Here is a 19886-nt window from a genome sequence, read left to right as displayed (position 1 = left end):
AGGCCGCCCTGTCGCGTACCCGGATCCGGCCACGGCACCCCCGGGCACCCACACCTTCACCCACTTCGTTAGCAAAACCCAAGCGTGGCGCCCACATCCGCCCCCGAACGTTAGTAAAGTCCCTCTCATGACTTCGCCCTCGTCTCAGAGCGACCGAGAGAAGGTCGTCTCCAAGCTCCCCCCGTGGCTCCGCCAGGAGTTGAAAATCCGCACCGCGCAGCTGCGGGTGGACATCCAGGACGCCGTCCACCAGGGGATCGCCCACTGGAGCGCTCTCGCCTCCGCCCCCTCCCCCGTCGACACTTCGGGCGCCGAATCGTTCTCCACCTGGCTGCCCGCCGGCCAGTGGGAGTCCTTCCGCGCCGGTTCCAAGGACCGCGGCGTCTCCCTCATCCAGGGTCTGGCCCAAGCGGTCCGCCTCTGGCTGGAGATGAACCCGGCGCCCACGGTCAAGCGGCCCTCCGTCGTACGCCGCATCGTCGTGTGCAACCAGAAGGGCGGCGTCGGCAAGACCGCCATCACCGCCGGCACCGCCGAGGCCCTCGCCGAGGACCCGGAGACCCTCCACCCGGTCCGCATCGCCCGCCAGCTGGCCCGCGCCGCGGCGTCGGACGAGGGCAGGCAGAGCGACCAGCCGCCCCACCCCGAGACGACCCCCCTGGACCTGGAAGACCTCCCGGGCCTCGGCATGCGCGTCCTGCTGGTCGACTTCGACCCCCAGGGCCACCTCACCAAGCAGCTCGGCCAGCAGCCGCTGCCCATCGGCGGCGACAGCCTCACCTGCCACATGGCCGGCGAGGCCAAGGGTCCGCTCGCCGACCTGATCGTCCCCATCCCGGACCAGCGCTTCGGCAACCGCCTCCACCTGCTGCCCGCCTGCACGGACGCCTTCCTCCTCGACGTCCGCCTCTCCACGGTCCGCGCCCGCGAGGCCGCCCTCGAACGCGCCCTGGCGCCCGTCGAATCCGATTACGACGTCATCCTCATCGACTGCCCGCCGAGCCTCGGGCTCAGCATGGACGCCGCCATCTACTACGGGCGCCGCCGCGACACCGAACAGCCGGGCGCCTCGGGCGCGCTGATCGTCGTACAGGCGGAGGACTCGTCGGCCGACGCGTACGACCTCCTCACGTCCCAGATCAACGACCTGCGCGACGACCTCAGCCTCGACATCGACTACCTCGGCCTCGTCGTCAACCTCTACGACGGCCGCCGCGGCTACATCGCGACCTCCTCCCTCCAGGCGTGGATGGACATAAAGGATCCGCGTGTCGTCGCCGTCGTACCGGACCTCAAGGAACAGCGCGAAGCCGTCCGCGTGAAGCAGCCCCTCTTCGTCTACTCGCCCAAGGGCGACCAGGCGATCGCCATGCGCGCCCTCGCTAGGGAGATCTCATGAGCAAGGCCGACAAACTCGGAGTCTCGGCATCCTTCGCGCGGGCCCAGCCCGTCGGCGTCAGCTCGCGCCGCGCGGCGATCGCGGAGGCCACCGGCGCCCCCACCTCCGGGGTGGTCCCGCCGTCCGAGGTCCCCATCGAGGCCCTCGCCCACAACCCGTTCAACCTCCGCGAGGACCTCACGGAACTCGAGGAGCTGGCCCAGTCCCTCGTCTCCCGCGGCCAGCTCCAGCCCCTCGCGGTCGCGACCCGCATGGCCTTCATGGAGGCCCACCCGGGCCAGACCGACGGGCTGGGGCGTGCCCCGTACGTGGTCATCGACGGCAACCGGCGCCTCGCGGCGGCCCAGCTGGCCGGCCTGAAGACCATGCACATCCACGTGAACGACGCCCTGTCCGCCTCCGCGGCGGACATCCTCGAGTCCGCCCTGATCGCCAATGTCCACCGCGTGGACGTGGCCCCGATGGACCAGGCGCGCGCCCTCCAGGAACTCGTCGACGTCCACGGCTCCCAGGCCCAGGTCGCCAAGCGCCTGGGCAAGACGGCGGCCTGGGTCTCACAGCGTCTGACCCTCCTGAACCTCACTCCGAGCCTCCAGGAGAAGGTCGACACGGGCGAGCTCAAGGTCGAACCGGCCCGCCGCATCGGCCGCCTCCCGCAGGAGCACCAGGAGGCGGCGGCGGACGAGACCCTCAACACCGTCACCCCTCCCCGCCAACGCGCCCACCCGGCGCCGACCGTTAACGGCGTTAACGCCGTTAACGCTCCCCCCGCTCCCCCGGCGCCCCCCACTCGCCGGATCACGATCGCGACGGACACCCCGGAAACGATCGCGGACGCCCTGACCGCCCACCTCACCCCGGACGACCTCAAGGCCGTCACCGAGCTCCTGCTGCTGCGACTCTGAACGGGCATCCGAGGCAGCACCCACGACGGGGGCGCTGACGGCATTAACGCCGTTAACGCCCCCACGTGCGTTTCATGTGTGTTCGGTCGTGCGATTCACATAGGCTGCCCTTGGAGGTACCAATGCCCAACGAACAAGAGAGCCTCTTCGCAGCGGTCGACGCCCTGCTCGAAGAAGCCGCCGCCCAGGACCCGCTGCCGCACCCGGACGAGCGCAAGCGCCTGCGCGAAGCCGCGGGCCTGAGCCAGGACCAGATCGCCAAGGCCCTCTCCGTCCGCCGCGAGACGGTCACCTCCTGGGAAACGGGCCGCACGGCCCCCCGCCCTCCCAAACGCGCCGCATACGCCCGCCTCCTGGAGGGCCTCTCCACCCTCCACCCCATTAACGGCGTTAACGCCGAAGCCTCCACCCCTCCGCACCCAGAGGTCCACCAGGACAACGCGGCGCAGCCCCCGGCGCCCGCCATTAACGCCGTTAACGCCACCCCGCCCCCGGCGCCGACCCTTGACGCCGTCCACGCCACCCCGCCCGCGGCATCCACCCTTAACGGCGTTAACACCACCCCGCTCACCGTCGACGTCACCGCCGCCCCGGTGCCGAGCATTAACGCCGTTAACGCCGTCGCCCCGACCGCACCCGTTAACGCCCCCGCCGACGCCGAGCCCCCAGCCGCCCCGGCGAGCCCGGCGACCCCGGCGACCGCCCCGCGCGCCGCAGGCGCCGCGGCCCCCACCCCCCCGGGGTCTGGGGCGGAGCCCCAGTTTCGGGAAGGGGCGGGTCGGGGAACAGCCCCGCAGGGCCCCACCCCGACGCCCCGCACCGTTAACGGCGTTAACGCCGAACCCCAGGAGGCGGCGGCCTCGGCCCCCATCCCGGCGCCCACCGTTAACGGCGTTAACGCCAACCCCCCGGCAGCACCCGCGACCGCACCCGCACCCGCGACGCCCGCCCCCACCGTTAACGCCGTTAACGCCCACCCCCCGGCCACACCCCCCCGTCCCCGCCGCCGCCCCCACCCCACCCCCCTGGAAGGGAACGGCCCCCTCGCCGTCCTCACCGGCACCGGCCAGGCCCACGCCGCCTCCGGCCTCGTCCTCGACCACCCCACCACGGGCGGCCTCCCCGCCCTCCTCACCTGGGCCCTCGGCCCCGACGCCGACCTCCGCTCCCCCCGCCTCCACCGCAACGGCAAGGACGGCGACCCCCTCCTCGTCCTCACCGCCCCCGCGCTCGAGCGACTAGGCCTCCCCCCCACCCTCGAGGACCGCCGCAACCTGCGCCTCCCGGACAACCACCCGGTCATCAAGCAGCTCACCAAGGCCAAGTGGCAGCTGACCCGCCGCGGCTTCGGTCCCTGGCCCCGCATCTACCGCCCCGCCACCCCCTCCACCGGCCGCCAGTGCGTCCAGCTCGCGATCCTCCCGTGGGGCGCCCTCGACCCCCGCGCCTGGGGCGAGGACACCCCCGGCCTCCCCGCCCCGGAACTCGCGGAGCTCCTCACCACCTTCGCCTCCCGCGTCCTCACCCCCCGCGGCTCCACCGCCGTCACGGGCCTCGAACTCATGACGGCGCTGCGCCCGCCCACCCGTGCCGCGAGGGACGAAGCGACCAACACCTGGGTCTCGGCCCCGGTCCCCGGCTCGCTCACCCGCCCCGTCGACCCGGCCCCCCCGGAGGCCCCCGACGAGCACCCGGTGGTCGCCGCCCTCTACCCCCGCTCCCACCAGCGCACCCCGGCCGAGGTCCTCGACGAGGAGGCATACGACTGGATCCGCGACCCGGAGCTCCTCACCGACGCCGAGTGCACCCGCACCCACGCCGTCGGCATCGACGTGAACATGGCCTTCGCCGCGGCGGCCAACCGGCTCCCCGTCGGCCTCGGCCCCGCCACCCACCGCACCGCCCCCCGCTTCGACCCGAAGCTGCCCGGCTGCTGGCTGGCGGACCTCTCCTCCATCGCCCTCGACCCCCGCCTCCCCAGCCCCTTCACCCCGCACGGCCGCCCCCCCACCGGCCCCGCCTGGTACGCGACCCCGACCCTCGCCTACGCCCAGGAGCTCGGCCACGACGTCCACCCGTCCGAGGCCTGGCTCCGCCTCGACCACGGCCCGTACCTCGACGCCTGGTACACCCGCCTCCGCGACGCGTACATGGCCACGATGGCGGACCTCGGCATCACCTCGACGCTCCCCGAGCCCGAGTTCCTCACGGCGATGGCAGAGCTGCAGCAGCACGCCCACCCGGTCCTGAAGCCGGTCCTCTCCGCCATCAAGTCCACCGTCAAGGGCGGCATCGGCAAGCTCCGCGAACGCCCCCAGGGCGCCGGCTACCGCCCGGGCGAGCCCTGGCCCGCCCTCGAACGCCCCACCTGGCGCCCCGACATCCGCGCCGCCGTCATCTCCACGGCCCGCGTCAACATGCACCGCAAGATGAACAAGCTCGCCACGGCCGCCGGCCAGTACCCCATCGCCGTCCTCTCCGACTGCGCGGTGTACCTCTCCGACGGTCCCAGCCCGCTCGACTTCCTCCCCCGCACCCCCGAAGGCAAGCCCCTGCCCGGCGGCTTCCGCCTCGGCGTCAGCCCTGGCATGGTCAAGCACGAGGGCACCCAGCCCCTCCTCTGGGCCGTGCAGATGCTCGACGAGAACCACAACCCCGCGCGCCACATCAAGGGCCACGACGCGGCAGCCGACGGAGAGTAGTCCCCCATGACCCAGATCGACGACAGCCTGACCCGCGCGGACGAACTGCACTTCACCCGCCCCGTCCCCAAGTCGGCGGGCGCCCAGATGCGCTTCCTCGTCAAGCAGCTCAAGTCCACCCGGGAGACAGCCCGCCTGCTCGGCATCTCGCAGCGCACGGTCGAGCGTTACGTCAAGGACCAGATCAATCACCCCAAGCCGGCCCTCGCAGCCCGCCTCGAGTCCGAGGTACGCCGCCGCTGGCAGCCCCTGGTCCGCAAGCGCGCCCGCGACAGGGCCGCCTCCACCACCGGCCTGGTCATCGAGACCCGCGCCCGCTTCGGCTTCACCGCCGCCCCCGGCACCACCGACGACGGCCGCATGCGCCGTATCACCCAGCACCTGCCCCCGGAGTACGCGGCCCGCCTCTTCAGCGCCCAGGCAGCCGGCGCCGCCGAGTCCCGGCTCCAGCAGATCGCGGCCGAAGCCCTCCAGGAGATGTACTTCAAGGACAACGGTTCCCGCGCCCAGGGCCTCCTGGTCGAGTTCACCGACATCGACTACGTCGACTTCGCCTTCTGAAACGCCGGCCCGAGGGACCGAAGGGACCAGAGGGACTGAATTTCGCCATTACCCGAAGCGCTTTCCAGCCATCACGCCCGAAAGAAACCGGCCAGAACCGGACTAAACCGGGAGGAACCGAAGGGTCTGAAGGGACCGGAGGGACTGAATCCGGCAACTGCCGGCATCAGACGAAAGTCGGCATCAGGCAACCGTCGGCGTGGACAGCCCTCGCTGCGACCGCACGGTCTTCCGGCCGACCTGCCGGGGTTCGATCGTCCGGGGATCCACGGCCTCGCCCGGCGCGCCCTCGCGGTACAGGCCCTCGGGCTCGGCGTCCCGGTCGTGCGGCAGCAGGTAGAAGACGCGCCGCTTCTGCAGGCCGCTGTCGGGGTCCGCTTCCGCGGTGTCGCCGAGCTCGGTGAAACCGATCATGCGCCCATCGCGGTGGTAGCGCGGCTTCCCCCGGCGCCGGGGGGTCTTGTCCAGGGCCTGGCGCACGTAATCGAGCTCTTCAGGGTCCTCCAGCCACACCACTTTGTCCTCGTGGGCGAGATCGCTTGAAGTCAGTAGCGAGCTCATGGCCTGGATCCTTCCTCGTTCACGTAGGCCCTTCCGGGCCCCTGGTTCCGCCACGCCGCGAGCGGCGCCGAAGCCGGTATCCGGCAGGCCCCTGCGGACCGCCGCCGGCTGGTGGATCTGTTCATCGTCCTTGTCCATCGTAGGCGTGCCCGCCCCCGGGCGGCGGCACACGTCGGCCTTTCACGGCGCGCTTGCCCTGTTCGCCTCGCGCGGGGTCTGCGCTTCGTCGGCCAGGAGCGCCAGGCCGGGGTAGAACTTCTGCCCGTTCGAGCGGAGCATCTCATTGGGCGAGGCGACGCCGACCTCGGCTCGGATACGTGTGGCGAACGCGCGGGTCGTGGCGGGACGCAGGCCCTCGCCGTCGAGACACCAGGCACTGTACGCGCGGTACAGCGCTCCCTGCTCCACCTTCAGATCACGCGGATCGGGCAGCTCCACCCCGGTGGTGCAGCACTCGGCCAGGAACCGCCCGATGTGGTCCTCGGTGGTGGCGTACGCCTGCGTGGCGGTACGGACCACGCTCGGCCCGGTCAGGGCCGGCTTGGTGGCGAGATAGGCCTTGGCCCCCTGGATCATCCAGTGGAGGATGCCCGGGCCCTCCTCCTGTACGAGTGCCTCCGCCAGGTTGTCGATCTTCCTGTGGTCGGGGACGACCTTCTCGAAGGGGATCAGCCGGATCCGGCGCCAGAAGGCATGGCCGCCCGTGCCGACCTCCGGGCGGTGGTTGCCCAGGAGCCACAGCTTGTGCGTCGGCTCGAAGCTGAAGAAGTCCTGCCGCATCCGCCGCGCCTTGAGCCGGTCGCCGCCGGTCAGCAGTTTGACCCGCGCCTCGTCGAACTTGTCGTGCGGCTTGAGCTCGCTGCAGACGAACAGGCGCCGGCCGTGCAGTTCCGTCAGCTCGGTCGAGTGCTCGTTGAACTTGCCGCGCTCCATCAGGAACCCCGGCGGGGCCACGTCCGCGTAGTCCCCGAGGATCTTGATGACGACGTCGAGGAGCGCCGACTTGCCGTTGGCGCCGACGCCGTAGAGGAAGGGCAGCACCTGGCCGCCCACGTCACCGGTGATGGAGTAGCCGAGCAGGAGATGAAGAAAGTTGATCATCTCCTTGCCCTTTTCGTCATCTCCGAACGTTTGGTTCAGGAAGGCGTGGAACCGGGGCGTGGGCATGGCCTCGGGGGCCAGGTAGGTGGCGCGCGAGTGCAGGTCCCTGGTCGGGTCCGGCTTGTGCAGGTCACCGGTGCGCAGGTCGACGACACCCGCGGGAGTGCACAGCGCGTACTTGTCGCCGTCCAGGACGTCCGGGTCCAGGGCGAGTTCGGGGGAGGCCTTGGCCTGCGTGAGCATCGCCTTCACGCCCGAGGTGGACATGGCGCGCTTGCGGTGCTGCGACAGCTCCCGGTCGGTGAAGACACCCCGGGGGTCGTGGGTGGGCAGCTCCTCCGCCATGTCACCGGCGGCCCAGATCGCGGCCTTCTCCCCGCCGGTGCGCTTCCACCGGAACTCGTCCCACACGTACCAGCCCAGTCCCTCCACGTGCCGGAAGCGGTTGTGGTGGAGGTGGGCGAACAGCTTCGCGTTGCCGCGGTCGCTGAGGTTCTGCAGCAGACCCGTCGTGACGAAATCGGCGCCGCCGCCCCCGGCCGCCGGGGCCGCGCTCTGCTGGGCGGGCAGCCGCCTGCCGCGCGCGGCAGCAGGGACGTCGGTGTTCTCGGTGGTGAACGCAGCAAGCTGTTCCGCCGCTGCCTGGGCGTTGAACCCCGTGCTTCCGGCGCTGCTCATGGGCGTTCCTCGGGATGGATCGGTCGGTCGCTTCCAGCACGCAGCCCCGCTTCGACGATGAGGACGTTGCGGCGCGTCTGGTGGGGTCGTGCGTGGTCCGCGGCCTCGAGGAGCAGCCGACGGCATTCCCCGGCGGCGAGGTGGCCCCCCGCGGCCAGTCCACCGGCAGTGAAGGCCGCCCGGTTGAGCTTCTCGCTGAAGGCCGTTCCGGCCGGACTGGCCCCGCAGGCCCGTACCTCCTCCAGGAGCCCCGCGAGAGCCCGCTGCCCGACCTGCAGGGGCCCTCGGCCCCGCGGACCCCGCACGGGGCCCACAGGGGCCGCTACGGGCTCCACAGCGGCCGTGTCGACACCGTGGCCGGTCCGTACGAGTTCGGCGGTCAGCCACAGCGGCAGGGCCGCGGGCAGCCGCGCGCCGGGCAGCGCCTCGTACACGCCGGCGGCCGTGCGCGTGGTGGGCGCCACGATGTAGCCTCCGACGGCTCGTACGTCGACCTGCCAGGCCAGCGCGACCTTCGAGCTCGATCCGCTGGAACACCGCATGCGGGGGCCGCCCTTGGGCACCCGGTACCAGATGTGCATCCCTCCGGAAGGCGTACGGACCCGCAGGGTCGCCGTGTCCTCGCAGGGGTTGGGCCGGGACCGGTACGCGGCCAGCAGCGCCAGGGTGTCGTAGCCGCTGCCGAGTCCGGTCAGGTCGACCCGCTCGTCGATGGGGATACCGGGCAGCAACCGGTCCCTGGCGGGCACGGAGGCGGCATGCGCATCGACATCGATGACCACGAGCCCGGCAGGCCCGCAGGAGACCCCGATCCCGAAGTCGGGCTCGGCCGCCCACCATTCCCGCAGCGTGGGGAGGTCCGTGGTGGCCGCATGGAACCCGTGGCACCAACGTCCCCGGGAACGGCAAGTGCAGTCCTGCGCGGAATGCAGACCGCCCCGGCAGTCGGGGCAGTTCGGAGCGGGCGTCTTGGTCCCCGGGGCCAGGGGATGGACCGGATACCCGCGCAGGGCCATCCAGGTCGCCACGTCCAGTGCCGTCCCGCCACTCACGCCCTGGGGCAGGTTCTGGGAATAGACGGGCACTGGCTCTTCCTTGACGCGCGTTCAGGGACGGTTCTTCCTGTCCCGAGCTGCTCCCCGAGGTGCTCGTCCGACCTGCACATCAGGGACCAGAGGGACTGAAGATTCACTATCGCGGAGCGTACCGCAGACATCGCGCGGGCTCCGCCCGATAGAACCGATGTATTGAGAGTTCAGTCCCTTCAGTCCCTCAGTCCCTGAAGTTCTACCCCAGTTCGTCCGTAAAAGTTCCCCGATCAACCCCGGTGAACACCCGGGCGTGTCGCAGCACGAACCCCCGTCGGCAAGCGCCGCTCCACCCCTCCTCCACCAGGACCCGAGGGTCCCTCGGTACGCCGGTCCTCCCCCCTCGGAAACCGACCGGGGTCCCGAGGCCCCACCCCGGCACCAGCGCTCACAGGTACTGAACGGTCCCTGCCCTCGTTCAGTCCCTCTGATTTCAGTCCCTCGACAAACATGCAGGTCAGAGGCTTGGGCTCAGGATCTCAGGGACTGAAGGGACTCAGAATCACCACTTCCAGCCTTTACGTGCGTGTGTGTATGCGCGAGCGCGAGAAAGAGCAGGTAGAGGTACCCATGTTCATATCTGGCTCATAACTAGAAAGTTGAGTCCCTTCGGTCCCTGTTGCAGCGAGGCCGAGCCCCTGACCTGCAGGTTTATGCAGTGACTGAAGGGACAGGGACCGAAGGGTCCGAACCGGCCTTCAGCCCCTGGCGGGGCGGGAGTACCGAGGGAGGGGCCGGGCCCGGCACTGGACGCCCTGAGGGACCGAACCCCGATCCGGCCCCACATGCGGCTCGCAGCCCCTGGGACCCCCACCCGTGCCGTCGCCCGGACACGACCCTCCTCGATGGCCGGGCGCCTCTCCCGCTCCACCGCAGGCACCATCTCCCCCCGACGGGCGCCCGCACCAGAGCGCTCGTGCGCACCGGCTCCGGATGACTGGCGTACGAACCCCCGGAGGCCGGGCTTTCACCCTCCGGACCCTCTTGGGCGTTGGCGACCCTCACCCTGCGCTCGCCAAGGAGGTCGGGCCCCGCGGCATCACGGTCGACACGGTCTCCCGGACGGCCGTGGCCGCCACGCGGGGAACACCGCTACGAGCCACTTCGTTGCCATGGGGCCCACCGCTCCCGACCGAACCCAGGGGTACCGTGCCGACCTCGTCCACCCCCACCGTCCCCTCCCTCCCGCCCCTCGTCACTCAGGCCGAGCGCCTGATCGAGCTGGGGGTGCACCGGCTCGCGGGGATGCCCGCCGACGAACTGCGTGCCTTCGCGGCGGAAGCCGAAGGCCGATCCGGCGAGGCCTTGCTCGCAGTGCACCCGGACCGCGCCCCCGCCTCCGTCCTCGCACCCCTGCTCCGCCGCGACGGCAAGCCCGGCTTCGTCGTCACCGACATGCCCGACGTCGACCGCTTCGCGCCGGCCGACGGCATCGAGCCACCCGGTGAGCCGCTCTACCTCCTCACCGGCCTCGATCGCGGCGACCACATGGCCAACCGGAGCCCCGAGGAGGCCCTGCCCGCCCTCACGGAGCAGGACCGCACCCCGCTGCTGCTCACCGAGGGCATCCACTGGGTGCTCCAGCAACCGGCAGCCCTGGAACGCAACCACTGCTTCATGACCATCGGGTCCCGGCTGCGCAAGGCGAACGGCGCCCTGGACGCCCGTACCCCGGCGATCTGGATCAGCAACGGCACGGGCCGGGACGGCCGCGAGCGGCGCAACGCTCCGAAGGTCGGCTGGTGCTGGTGGGGCAACCGCCACACCTGGCTGGGCTTCGCCTCCGCCACGGCCCGCGAGGCATAAGGGGGAGGGCCGGGTACACCGGGGCCGTGTCAGCTGCGGCTGGCGTCGATGACGCAGAACCGGTTGCCGTCGGGGTCGGCGAGCACGACGAAGTCGGGGTCCTCCGGGTACAGCTCCCACTCCACCCGCTGGGCACCCAAGGACACCAGCCGGTCCACCTCGGTGGCCTGCTCGGCGGCGTCGTCCGCGTACAGGTCCAGGTGGACCCGCGGATGCTCCTGGACCGGCGTCCCACTCAGCCCGAGGGCCAGTTGGACCCCGGCCCCCGCTGCCGGCATCAACACCACCCAGTGCTCTTCGATCTCCCCGCGCGGCAGATACCCAAGAGCCTCCGTCCAGAAAGCGGCCGCACGCGGCACGTCCGAGACACCCAGCACCACAGATCGGATCGTCAGCACGGACCCATCCTGCCGGTCGCTCCGCGCGGTCGGGGCCCCCGGACTTCCTGAACATCTCGAAGAGGGCGGCTGCGCGACCGGCAACCCTCCGCCGGCGGGACTTCGCAGGGCAGGCCGCGCAGTTCGACCCGGACCAGCCCAGCGGCATCGGACCCAGTCGTGCCGAGTCCGAGGCCCTGCAGGCGAAGCAGTACTGCGGGAGTCCTTCAGGACGTGCCGTGCACGAGTGAGGGCGGCGTACGCCGACGTGGTGTCGGGGTACGCCGCCCTCGGGGTGGACGGGAGCGGCTGCGGGAAGCAGTCCGCGCGCTCACGTCGCCTACTTGGGGTCGCGCTTGAACTGTGCCGTCGACCAGCGGTAGCCGAGTGCGATGAGGGCGATGGACCAGCCGAGGGCGAGCCAGCCGTTGTTGCCGATCTCGGTGCCGAGCAGCAGCCCGCGCAGGGTTTCGATGGCCGGGGTGAAGGGCTGGTACTCGGCGATGGGCTGGAACCAGCCCGGCATCGAGTCGATCGGGGTGAACGCGCTGGAGATGAGCGGCAGCAGGATCAGCGGCATGGCGCTGTTGCTGGCCGCTTCGGCGTTCGGGCTGGCCATGCCCATTCCGACCGCGATCCAGGTGAGCGCCAGGGCGTAGAGGGCGATGAGGCCGAAGGCCGCCAGCCACTCCAGGACGGAGGCGTCGGTGGAGCGGAAGCCGATGGCCACGCCGACGAGGCCGACGAGGACCACGCTGGCGATCGACTGCAGGACGCTGCCGACGACGTGCCCGATGAGTACGGAGCTGCGGTGGATCGCCATGGTGCGGAAGCGGGCGATGATGCCTTCGGACATGTCGGTGGAGACGGATACCGCGGCGCCGACGACGGTGCTGCCGATGGTCATGAGCAGGATGCCGGGGACGATGTAGGCGATGTACTCGTCGCGGCCGCCGCCGCCGATCCCGCCGCTCATCGCGCCGCCGAAGATGTAGACGAAGAGCAGCAGCAGCATGACCGGGGTCATCAGCAGGTTCAGCGTCAGGGACGGGTAGCGGCGCGCGTGCAGGAGGTTGCGGCGCAGCATGGTGGACGAGTCGCGCAGGGCGAGGGAGAGGGAGCTCATCGGACGGCCTCCTTGGCCTCGTTGGTCTGGCTGGGCACGGTGGCGCCGGTGAGAGCGAAGAACACGTCGTCGAGGTCGGGGGTGTGCACGGTGAGCTCGTCCGCCTCGACACCGGCGGAGTCCAGCCGGTCGAGGACGGAGCGCAGGTCGCGCTGGCTGCCGTCGCTGGCAATCTGCAGCGCCAGCGCCTCGTCGTCCCGGGCGACCTCGCCCAGCACGGCGGCGGCGGCCTGGTAAGCGGCCGGGTCGGAGAACCTCAGCCGGACGTGTCCGCCGGGGATGAGCCGCTTGAGTTCTTCGGCGGTGCCTTCGGCGGCGATTTTGCCGTTGTTGAGGACGGCGATGCGGTCGGCGAGCTGGTCGGCTTCCTCGAGGTACTGGGTGGTGAGGAAGACGGTGACGCCGCCGGTGACGAGTTCGCGGATGATCTGCCACATGTTGTGGCGGGAGCGCGGGTCGAGGCCGGTGGTGGGCTCGTCGAGGAAGATGATCCGCGGGTTGCCGACCAGGGTCATGGCGATGTCGAGGCGTCGCTTCATGCCGCCGGAGTAGCTGGCGGCGGGCTTCTTGGCGGCTTCCACCAGGTCGAACCGCTCCAGCAGTTCGGCGGTCACCCGCTGTCCCTCGCTCTTGGACAGGTGGTGCAGGTCGGCCATGAGGAGCATGTTCTCCTCACCGGTGATCAGCCCGTCGACCGCGGAGAACTGCCCGGTGACACCGATCGCCGCCCGCACCGCCTGCGGATCGGCCGCCAGATCGTGGCCGGCCACGCGGATCTCACCGGCGTCGGCACTGATGAGAGTGGAGAGGATCTTGACGGCGGTGGTCTTCCCGGCGCCGTTCGGCCCGAGCAGAGAGAAGATCGTCCCCTCCGGAACGCTCAGGTCGATGCCGTCGAGAACGCTCTTGTCGCCATAGGACTTGCGCAGCCCGTTCGCCGCGATGGCCAGGTTGGTCATGGTGAGGTGCTCCCTTTAGAGGCTGCGGGCGGTGATGTTGCCGTACGAGGTGCTGGCGTGGATGTTCAGGCCGGGGGTGCCACCGGCGTTCTGGAGCGAGTTGTGCACACGGCCGTAGGTGGTGCCGGCGTCCAGGGAGGCGGAGACGCCGCGGGCGGCGACGACCGTGATCTCGCCGGCCTCGGTGCGCAGCGTGACCGTGCCGCGGACCGCCTCGGCGATGTGGAGGTCGCCCTTCTGGGTGCTGATCTGCGCGTCCCCGCCCAGGCGGCCGAGCGAGACGTCGCCGGCCATCAGGGTGAGGCGGGCGCTCGCGGCCTCGTCGATCTTGACCGTGGCCTGCGCGCCCTCGAAGGTGACGTCGCCGAGGCGCCCGACGCCGCGGAGTTCGGCGCTGGCCGTCTTCGCCTCGACGTGGGAGCCGGCGGGCAGCTGGACGGTGATCTCCACCGACCCGGAAGAGCCGAGGATCCGGTTCTTGGCCGGTGCGGCCTCGATGCGCAGGACACCGCCGTCGTAGGTGGCGGTGGTCTCCTCGGCGGCCTTCACGTCGCGGCTCTTGGAGGCGTCGGCGGGCAGGATCTCGACGGTGGTGTTGTCGCGGTCGGCGGCGATGAACCGGATGTGCCCGGCGGGGATGTCGAGGACGGTGGAGATCGGGGCGGGGGTGTCGAACTTCTGCATGGTTCTCTCCTGTTTTACGTAGCGCGCTCTCTCGGCCCGCTGTTTCTGATGATGGAAAAGCTACGTTGCATTCACGTATCTGGCAACAGGCTCGTTGCGCAAAATTGCCATCAGTGCAGGTAGAGGCCAAGAATTCATTGCAATGAGTTGAAATCTAATGCAACGTACCCCACCCCACACGTTGCAATGGATTGCGGGTGAAGGCTATACTGAGGCTCTGGAGACGCCCTTGAGCCACGACAGACCGCGAAGGAGCCCGCGATGCCGGGAGGCAGACTCACCCAGCAGGAACGCCAGCAGATCGCGCTGGGCCTGGCCGACGGCCTCGCTTACGCGGAGATCGCCCGGCGTCTGGACCGTCCGACGTCGACGGTCACGCGTGAGGTGATGCGCAACGGCGGCCCGGCCGGTTACCGCGCGGATCTGGCGCACCGGGCCACCGAACACCGCGCGCACCGCCGCAGGCAGGCCGCGCCCCGCGACCCGAAGGCGCCCGTGCAGACCCACGGCCGCGATGCCGAGGCAGTGCGCGAGTACGAGGAGACGTTCACCACCGTCCTCATGCAGGCGGGCACGCCCAAGATGATGGCCCGGGTGCTGGCCTGCCTCTACATCACCGACGCGGGCAGCCTCACCGCGTCCGAACTCGTCGAGCGCCTCCAGGTCAGCCCGGCGTCCATCTCCAAGGCGATCGCGTTCCTCGAGGGCCAGGGCCTGGTCCGCCGCGAACGCGACGAACGCCGCCGCGAGCGCTACGTCGTCGACAACGACGTCTGGTACCAGTCCATGATGGCCAGCGCCCGCGGCACCGCCCAGCTCGCCGAGACCGCACGGCAGGGCGTCGGCATCCTCGGCCCCGGCACCCTGGCCGCCACCCGCCTCGAGAACATCGCCCGCTTCGTCGACTTCGTCTCCGAGAGCATCGCCCGCGCCGCGGAACAGGCCCGCGACGTCCTCTACACGAAACCCGAAGCACCCTCGGACAGCACCGCCTGAACCACGGTCAGCGCCGGTGACGCGACAGCGCTAGAGCGGCCGGCGCGCGTGGGGCAGGGCAGCGGTGGTGCGGGACGGCCGGCCGAGTCGTACCGGGACTCCGGGGGAGTACAGGACGCTGACCGGGGCCTGCCGTGGTGCCGGGAGGCCGGCCGCATCGAGCAGGTTCTCGTCGCACGCGAGGAGTTCCGCTCGGTACAGCGGCCAGCGCGGGTGGTCGTTGGGCAGGTACGCCGCTCCGCCGAAGAAGGCGTTGTGCATGCCCCACCGGGCGGTGAGGAAGTGCTCCAGCTCGGTGGGCTCCGCGATCCGCTCGCCCCTGGCCACCGTGATGCGGCTGTGGGCCCCGCGCGGGCCGGGCCAGCGGCGGGAACTGGCGTAGTGGACCGTGTCGCCGTCGGTGCGGACGCTCATCCGGGACCACAGGTAGGGCAGCCGGAAGCCGAGCCGCCCCATCACGACCGGGATCAGCCGTGACGCATCCATCGACCGGAACACGACACCGCGCCGTCCCTGCGCGTCGACCGAGTACAGGCGCACGTTGGTCTCGGGGAACGAGCCGAAGTACGGCACTCCGGGCAGCCGGAGCCACCCGACCCGGTGCATCCGGAAGGCCACGAGGCCGACGTAACTGACCCCGTCGTGCGTATCGGGCACGGTTCCGCTCGGCAGCAGCGGCTCCACGACGCCGGGGTCGACGGCCCAGTGGATGAAGGCGAGATCGAGCCACTCCTGGGTGAGGAGCGGGTCGTGTATGCGGGCGGGGGCATCGGGCGTCACGGACGAGGCTGGCTGCACGGCCCAAGCATGTCAGTGGTCCGTACCCGCTCCTCGGTCAGTCCTGCTCCGCGCTGGACAGGGCTTCGGTGATGACGCGGGTGGCGAAGTCGCGGTCGTCGGTGAGCCGGTTGATGTGCTCCGCGAGCAGCAGGGCCGTGGCTTCCAGGGCGTTCATCTCGTCCCCGGTCCAGTCTCCGTACTGCTTGCGCCACAGGTTGGGGCTCAGGCCGGTGCCGGCCGCGATGATCAGGCCGGCCATGGTGGGGATGACTTCCGGGCGGATGCTCTTGGGCATCATGCGCATCGAGGCCACGAAGCCGGGCACCACGTACTCGATGACGTCCCGGTCGTGGTCCTCGTAGGCCATCCGCAGCCACTGCATGAACATGTATATGAGCGTGCACGCGCCGTCCACCAGTTCATCGGCTTCCTCGGGGCCCAGCGAGGCGGTGAACGAGTCGATCAACTGCCGCTGCTGCGGGTCGGTCCCGGCCTTGCCGTCGTAGACGGTCTTGAGCCGAGAGTCGATCAGCATGAGTGCTGCGCCCACGTTGCCGGCGGGAGCGTACTGGGAGTCGCAGGGCGATGGCACAGGATTCCTCCTCGGGTGACCGTGAGCTACGCGACGTGTCCGTACAGTAGCCCGCGGGTGAGAGGGCGGTCTGCCGAATCCCGACGGGAGCCTCGCCCCCAGCCGGCCAGGCGCTCCACCAGCAGGAAGGCGCCCACAGGCCCTGCCCGAAAACCCGGCTCTGCCTGTCAGGGCGCTATGCCCCAATTGCACGGATACTCTGGGAAGCGTGATCGAGTCTGGACGGCCGCGGCTCCGTCGGCGCTACGGCCCCGGGAGGCTTGTGCGGCTGTCGCCGGTCATTCTGACCGTCGTGATCGCCAGCCTGGCCTACGCCACTCCGCCGGAAATGGCCTTCAGCCGCCTCCTGCCCGCCGCGCCGGCCCTGGCCGCCGCCATGTGGCCGGTCCTCCCCACCGTCCTGCTCGGGACGGTCTGCCTCTTTCTGATGATCGGCCTCAGCTTCGTCTTCCCCGATCTGGGAACGTGGTGGACGTGCGCCGGGATCATCGCGGTCACCGTGGCCGCCGCGTACGGAAGCCATGTCCGGCTCCAGCGGGAGCGCACCCTCTTCCAGGTACGGCTCGTCGCCGACGCGGCGCAACAGGTGGTGCTGAGCCCCATGCCGCGCCGCCTCGGGAACGTCGAGATCGAGTCGCTGTACGTCGCGGCCGCGGCGGAGGCCCGCATCGGTGGGGACTTCTACGAGGTCGTCGACACGCCGTTCGGGGTCAGGCTGCTCATCGGTGACGTACGGGGCAAGGGCCTGCCTGCAGTGGGGGCGGCCGCAGCGATCGTCAACGCCTTCCGGGAGGCGGCCTACGGCGAGCCCGACATGGTCGACGTCGCGCGCAGGCTGGACGCCAGCAGCACCCGCTACAACGCCGCCTTTCCCCCCGACGAGCCGATGGAGCGCTTCGCCACGGCCCTTCTCGCCGAGATCCCGCACGGCGGCAGACGTATCGACATCCTCAACTGCGGACACCCCCCGCCGCTGCTCCTGAACCGCAGGAATCTCCGTGTCCTCGAGCCCGCCACCCCCTCGCCACTGCTCAGCCTCGCGGAGCTGATCGGCGATCACTACAACGTCGACACCTTCGACTTCGCCCCCGGCGACCTGCTGCTGCTCTACACCGACGGGATCGCCGAGACCCGCGCCCGCGACGGAGAGTTCTTCCCGCTGGCGGCATGGATGCACCGACAGCCCCCCACCCCGCCCCGCGAACTGCTCACGGCCCTCCACCGCGACCTCATCCGCTACAGCAGAGGACGCCTCGACGACGACATCGCCGCCCTCGCCGTACGCCTGTCCGAGCCCTGAGGCCGCACCCTGGCTCACCCCCTGGAGTTCCGTACGCTCGGCACGCTCAAGCCGCGCAGCCGGGGGCTCCGGCGCGGCGATGAGTCTGCGGGCACCCGCAGGTCTATCTCTTGACGGAGACAACCGACTCATCGGGAGCAAGCCATGGGCCTCATCCACATCGAGCTGTTCGCGACCCTCGACCTCGTCGGGCAGGCGCCCGGCGGCCCCGACGAGGACCCGGCCGGGTTCCCGTTCGGCGGCTGGCAGGCGCCCCTGCTGGACGAGGTCGCCGGGGCACAGGTCGGTGCCGCGTACGAAGGCACGGACGCCCTCCTGCTCGGCCGGCGGACGTACGACATCTTCGCCGCCTACTGGCCTCACCAGGAGGGCGGCGAGGACAACGAGATCGCCACGCTCTTCAACCGCGTCCCCAAGTACGTGGCCTCTCGCGGCCGACCCGACCTCTCGTGGGCCGGGTCCACGCAACTCGGCCCGGACCTGGCCGCCGCGGTGCGCGAGATCCGTGACCGCCACGAGCACGTGAAGGTCGTCGGGAGCCTGAACCTCGTGCAGAGCCTCCTGCGCGAGAAGCTCTTCGACCGTCTCGACCTCTGGGTGCACCCGATCATGCTGGGCGTCGGGAAGAAGGTGTTCGACGAAGGCACGGTGCCCACCAACGTCACGCTCCTCGCACCCCCGGCGGCCGGCCCGAAGGGCACCGTGTACCTCCGCTACGGACTCGCCGACGGCACGCCCGCGACGGGCGACATGAGCGCACCCGATCGCGGTGTCGGAAGCAACGACTGAGGCCGCCCCGCACCCCGGAGCAAGGCTGCCACTACCGCGCGGGGGAGGCCCGGCGGGCGGTAGGCGCCGAGCCCGAGCAGCCCGAGCCCTGCCCCGGCGGTGAAGGCCGCCACCGTGGCGGCGGAGGTGGCCAACCCGGCGAGGACCCCACCGGCACGAGGCGGGCGGTGAGTGCCCAGCCGCGCTGTCCGCACGCGGCGAAGTGCCGGGCGAGCAGCAGGAACGCGGCGTACAGCGCGAGGTAGCCGACCGATGCAGCTGCGACGCCTGATCACCCCCAACGCCGACGTCACGGGGCTTCGAACGAGGACTGGCCGGGGCTGGGCCGCGGGGCTGGCAGAACACGCCGGCCGCTGGTGGCCATCCCGTCCACGGACGGCCCTGACGTCCACACCACCCGCCTCCGCCATGACGAGCCGCCTTCCCCCAACCGGCCACCACCCGAGGAAGGTTAGAGGGTGTCACGCAACCTATTGCCTCTCACTCCACTTGGGTTATAGCCTCTAACGGACGCTTAGCACTCTGCCGATCGGTAACGCCCATCCACCGAACACCGAAGGGGAACCCCATGCCCGGCATCCACCGCCCCCACCTCCACGCCCTGTTCACCCTCCCGCTCGCCATCGGCATCCTCGCCGCCGCCGCGTTACCCGCCGGCGCAGCCGTCTCTCGCAGCCATCACACTGCCAAGTCCCTCACCTGCCGCGGCGCCGGAGTCGACCCCGCCGCCCGCGTCCGCCACCGGGCCGAGTTCCTCATCAACGCCCCGCTGCGCACGGTCTGGAAACTGCAGACCGACGTCGAGCGCTGGCCGTCCTGGCAGACCCCCGTGACGACCGTGGAACGCCTCGACCACGGTCCCCTCCACCAGGGTTCGACCTTCCGGTGGACAATGCCGCTACCCGCCAACCCGACTCCGGCCACCAGCCTGGAGATCACCTCGACCGTCGAACAGCTCAGGCAGCACTCCTGCATCCGCTGGACGGGCCCCGCGACCGGCGAGGGACTGCACATCGACGGCGTCCACGTGTGGAACTTCACCCAGACCCCCGGCGGCGTCAGGGTCAGCACCGAGGAGACCCACACCGGCCCCCAGGTCGACGCAGACGTCCCCACGGCAACCGCCATGCTCCGCCAGGGACTCGAAGCATGGCTGGGCGACCTCAAGGCCACCGCCGAGGCCCGCACCCACCACCGCCCGAACTGACCCGTATGTGCAGGGACCTCGCCGTCACGCATATATCGGCGGGCCGATATGTCCTCGCGGACATGACGAAACGATCACTCGCCGTCGGCACCCTCTACGGCGCACTGCAGCGGCTGGAACGGTCCGGGTGGTGGGTCGCAGCCGACCACGAGGAGATCGTGGACGGCCGGGCACGTCGCTGTCACCGCCTCACCGAGGACGGCGACGGAACCGTGACACCCTCGACGACGAGACCAGCACTCCTCAGCTCGCCGCGCCCAGTCCGACCGGCGGCG

Annotated in this window: 18 protein-coding genes and 1 pseudogene; 10 read left to right on the top strand and 9 right to left on the bottom strand. The window is 70.8% G+C overall.

Features of this window, described 5'->3' with window-relative positions; translation table 11 throughout:
* The first annotated feature begins 127 nt into the window (after nt 1-127).
* The 4 genes from AB5J51_RS40555 (at nt 128) to AB5J51_RS40540 (ending at nt 5567) form a co-directional block, all read left to right on the top strand.
* Nucleotides 128-1399, top strand: coding sequence for a ParA family protein (locus AB5J51_RS40555; protein WP_053785231.1), 1272 nt, complete (start codon nt 128-130; stop codon nt 1397-1399).
* Nucleotides 1396-2304: a ParB/RepB/Spo0J family partition protein gene (locus AB5J51_RS40550; RefSeq protein WP_369780460.1), complete on the top strand. Its 909-nt coding sequence runs from the start codon at nt 1396-1398 to the stop codon at nt 2302-2304. Before AB5J51_RS40555 ends, AB5J51_RS40550 begins: the two co-directional genes overlap by 4 nt.
* A 122-nt stretch (nt 2305-2426) precedes the next feature.
* On the top strand, nt 2427-5006 hold the full coding sequence (locus AB5J51_RS40545) for a helix-turn-helix domain-containing protein (RefSeq protein ID WP_369780459.1): 2580 nt from the start codon (nt 2427-2429) through the stop codon (nt 5004-5006).
* 6 nt (nt 5007-5012) lie between these two features.
* Entirely contained in the window at nt 5013-5567 is a 555-nt protein-coding gene (locus AB5J51_RS40540; protein ID WP_369780458.1) for an XRE family transcriptional regulator, read from the top strand.
* Between the two features lie 183 nt (nt 5568-5750).
* Here the strand turns inward: AB5J51_RS40540 and AB5J51_RS40535 are convergent, their stop codons facing one another.
* The 3 genes from AB5J51_RS40535 to AB5J51_RS40525 all read right to left on the bottom strand — a co-directional run bounded on the left by AB5J51_RS40535 (nt 5751) and on the right by AB5J51_RS40525 (nt 8935).
* Nucleotides 5751-6128 (bottom strand): DUF6009 family protein, encoded by a 378-nt coding sequence (locus tag AB5J51_RS40535; RefSeq protein WP_030303970.1) that lies wholly within the window; start codon nt 6126-6128, stop codon nt 5751-5753.
* Nucleotides 6129-6308: 180 nt separating this feature from the next.
* Entirely contained in the window at nt 6309-7907 is a 1599-nt protein-coding gene (locus tag AB5J51_RS40530) for a phage/plasmid primase, P4 family (protein WP_136226527.1), read from the bottom strand.
* Entirely contained in the window at nt 7904-8935 is a 1032-nt protein-coding gene (locus tag AB5J51_RS40525) for a bifunctional DNA primase/polymerase (protein ID WP_369780707.1), read from the bottom strand. The genes AB5J51_RS40530 and AB5J51_RS40525 overlap by 4 nt, the downstream gene beginning before the upstream one ends.
* A gap of 1209 nt (nt 8936-10144) precedes the next feature.
* Between AB5J51_RS40525 and AB5J51_RS40520 the strand changes: the two genes are divergently transcribed.
* Nucleotides 10145-10801: a DUF5701 family protein gene (locus AB5J51_RS40520; RefSeq protein ID WP_369780457.1), complete on the top strand. Its 657-nt coding sequence runs from the start codon at nt 10145-10147 to the stop codon at nt 10799-10801.
* Nucleotides 10802-10830: 29 nt separating this feature from the next.
* Here the strand turns inward: AB5J51_RS40520 and AB5J51_RS40515 are convergent, their stop codons facing one another.
* The 4 genes from AB5J51_RS40515 to AB5J51_RS40500 all read right to left on the bottom strand — a co-directional run bounded on the left by AB5J51_RS40515 (nt 10831) and on the right by AB5J51_RS40500 (nt 13947).
* Entirely contained in the window at nt 10831-11199 is a 369-nt protein-coding gene (locus tag AB5J51_RS40515; protein WP_369780456.1) for a VOC family protein, read from the bottom strand.
* A gap of 319 nt (nt 11200-11518) precedes the next feature.
* Nucleotides 11519-12304 (bottom strand): ABC transporter permease, encoded by a 786-nt coding sequence (locus AB5J51_RS40510; protein WP_030303978.1) that lies wholly within the window; start codon nt 12302-12304, stop codon nt 11519-11521.
* A complete protein-coding gene (locus AB5J51_RS40505) occupies nt 12301-13263 on the bottom strand; it encodes an ATP-binding cassette domain-containing protein (RefSeq protein WP_369780454.1) in 963 nt (320 codons plus the stop codon). Before AB5J51_RS40505 ends, AB5J51_RS40510 begins: the two co-directional genes overlap by 4 nt.
* Before the next feature lie 15 nt (nt 13264-13278).
* Complete coding sequence (locus AB5J51_RS40500; RefSeq protein ID WP_369780453.1) at nt 13279-13947, bottom strand: DUF4097 family beta strand repeat-containing protein; 669 nt, start codon at nt 13945-13947, stop codon at nt 13279-13281.
* Between the two features lie 261 nt (nt 13948-14208).
* Between AB5J51_RS40500 and AB5J51_RS40495 the strand changes: the two genes are divergently transcribed.
* Nucleotides 14209-14943, top strand: a complete 735-nt coding sequence (locus AB5J51_RS40495) for a helix-turn-helix domain-containing protein (protein WP_369780452.1) — start codon at nt 14209-14211, stop codon at nt 14941-14943.
* A gap of 30 nt (nt 14944-14973) precedes the next feature.
* Here AB5J51_RS40495 and AB5J51_RS40490 read toward each other — a convergent pair whose 3' ends face one another.
* Entirely contained in the window at nt 14974-15741 is a 768-nt protein-coding gene (locus AB5J51_RS40490; protein ID WP_369780451.1) for a YqjF family protein, read from the bottom strand.
* A gap of 37 nt (nt 15742-15778) precedes the next feature.
* On the bottom strand, nt 15779-16315 hold the full coding sequence (locus AB5J51_RS40485) for a hypothetical protein (RefSeq protein ID WP_369780449.1): 537 nt from the start codon (nt 16313-16315) through the stop codon (nt 15779-15781).
* Nucleotides 16316-16523: 208 nt separating this feature from the next.
* Here AB5J51_RS40485 and AB5J51_RS40480 point away from each other — a divergent pair, with 208 nt between their 5' ends.
* The 4 genes and pseudogenes from AB5J51_RS40480 to AB5J51_RS40465 form a co-directional block, all read left to right on the top strand.
* A complete protein-coding gene (locus tag AB5J51_RS40480; RefSeq protein ID WP_369780447.1) occupies nt 16524-17615 on the top strand; it encodes a PP2C family protein-serine/threonine phosphatase in 1092 nt (363 codons plus the stop codon).
* 144 nt (nt 17616-17759) lie between these two features.
* On the top strand, nt 17760-18404 hold the full coding sequence (locus AB5J51_RS40475; RefSeq protein WP_369780446.1) for a dihydrofolate reductase family protein: 645 nt from the start codon (nt 17760-17762) through the stop codon (nt 18402-18404).
* 568 nt (nt 18405-18972) lie between these two features.
* Nucleotides 18973-19611 (top strand): SRPBCC family protein, encoded by a 639-nt coding sequence (locus AB5J51_RS40470; RefSeq protein WP_369780444.1) that lies wholly within the window; start codon nt 18973-18975, stop codon nt 19609-19611.
* Between the two features lie 62 nt (nt 19612-19673).
* Nucleotides 19674-19814 (top strand): annotated as a pseudogene (locus tag AB5J51_RS40465) (PadR family transcriptional regulator); the annotation flags it as partial.
* Nucleotides 19815-19886: the final 72 nt, after the last annotated feature.

It is taken from the genome of Streptomyces sp. R33 (assembly GCF_041200175.1).
Classification (GTDB): Bacteria; Actinomycetota; Actinomycetes; order Streptomycetales; family Streptomycetaceae; genus Streptomyces; species Streptomyces katrae_B.
The sequence above is the reverse complement of the archived record's forward strand: the minus strand, read 5'-3'. Positions and strand labels throughout refer to the sequence as shown.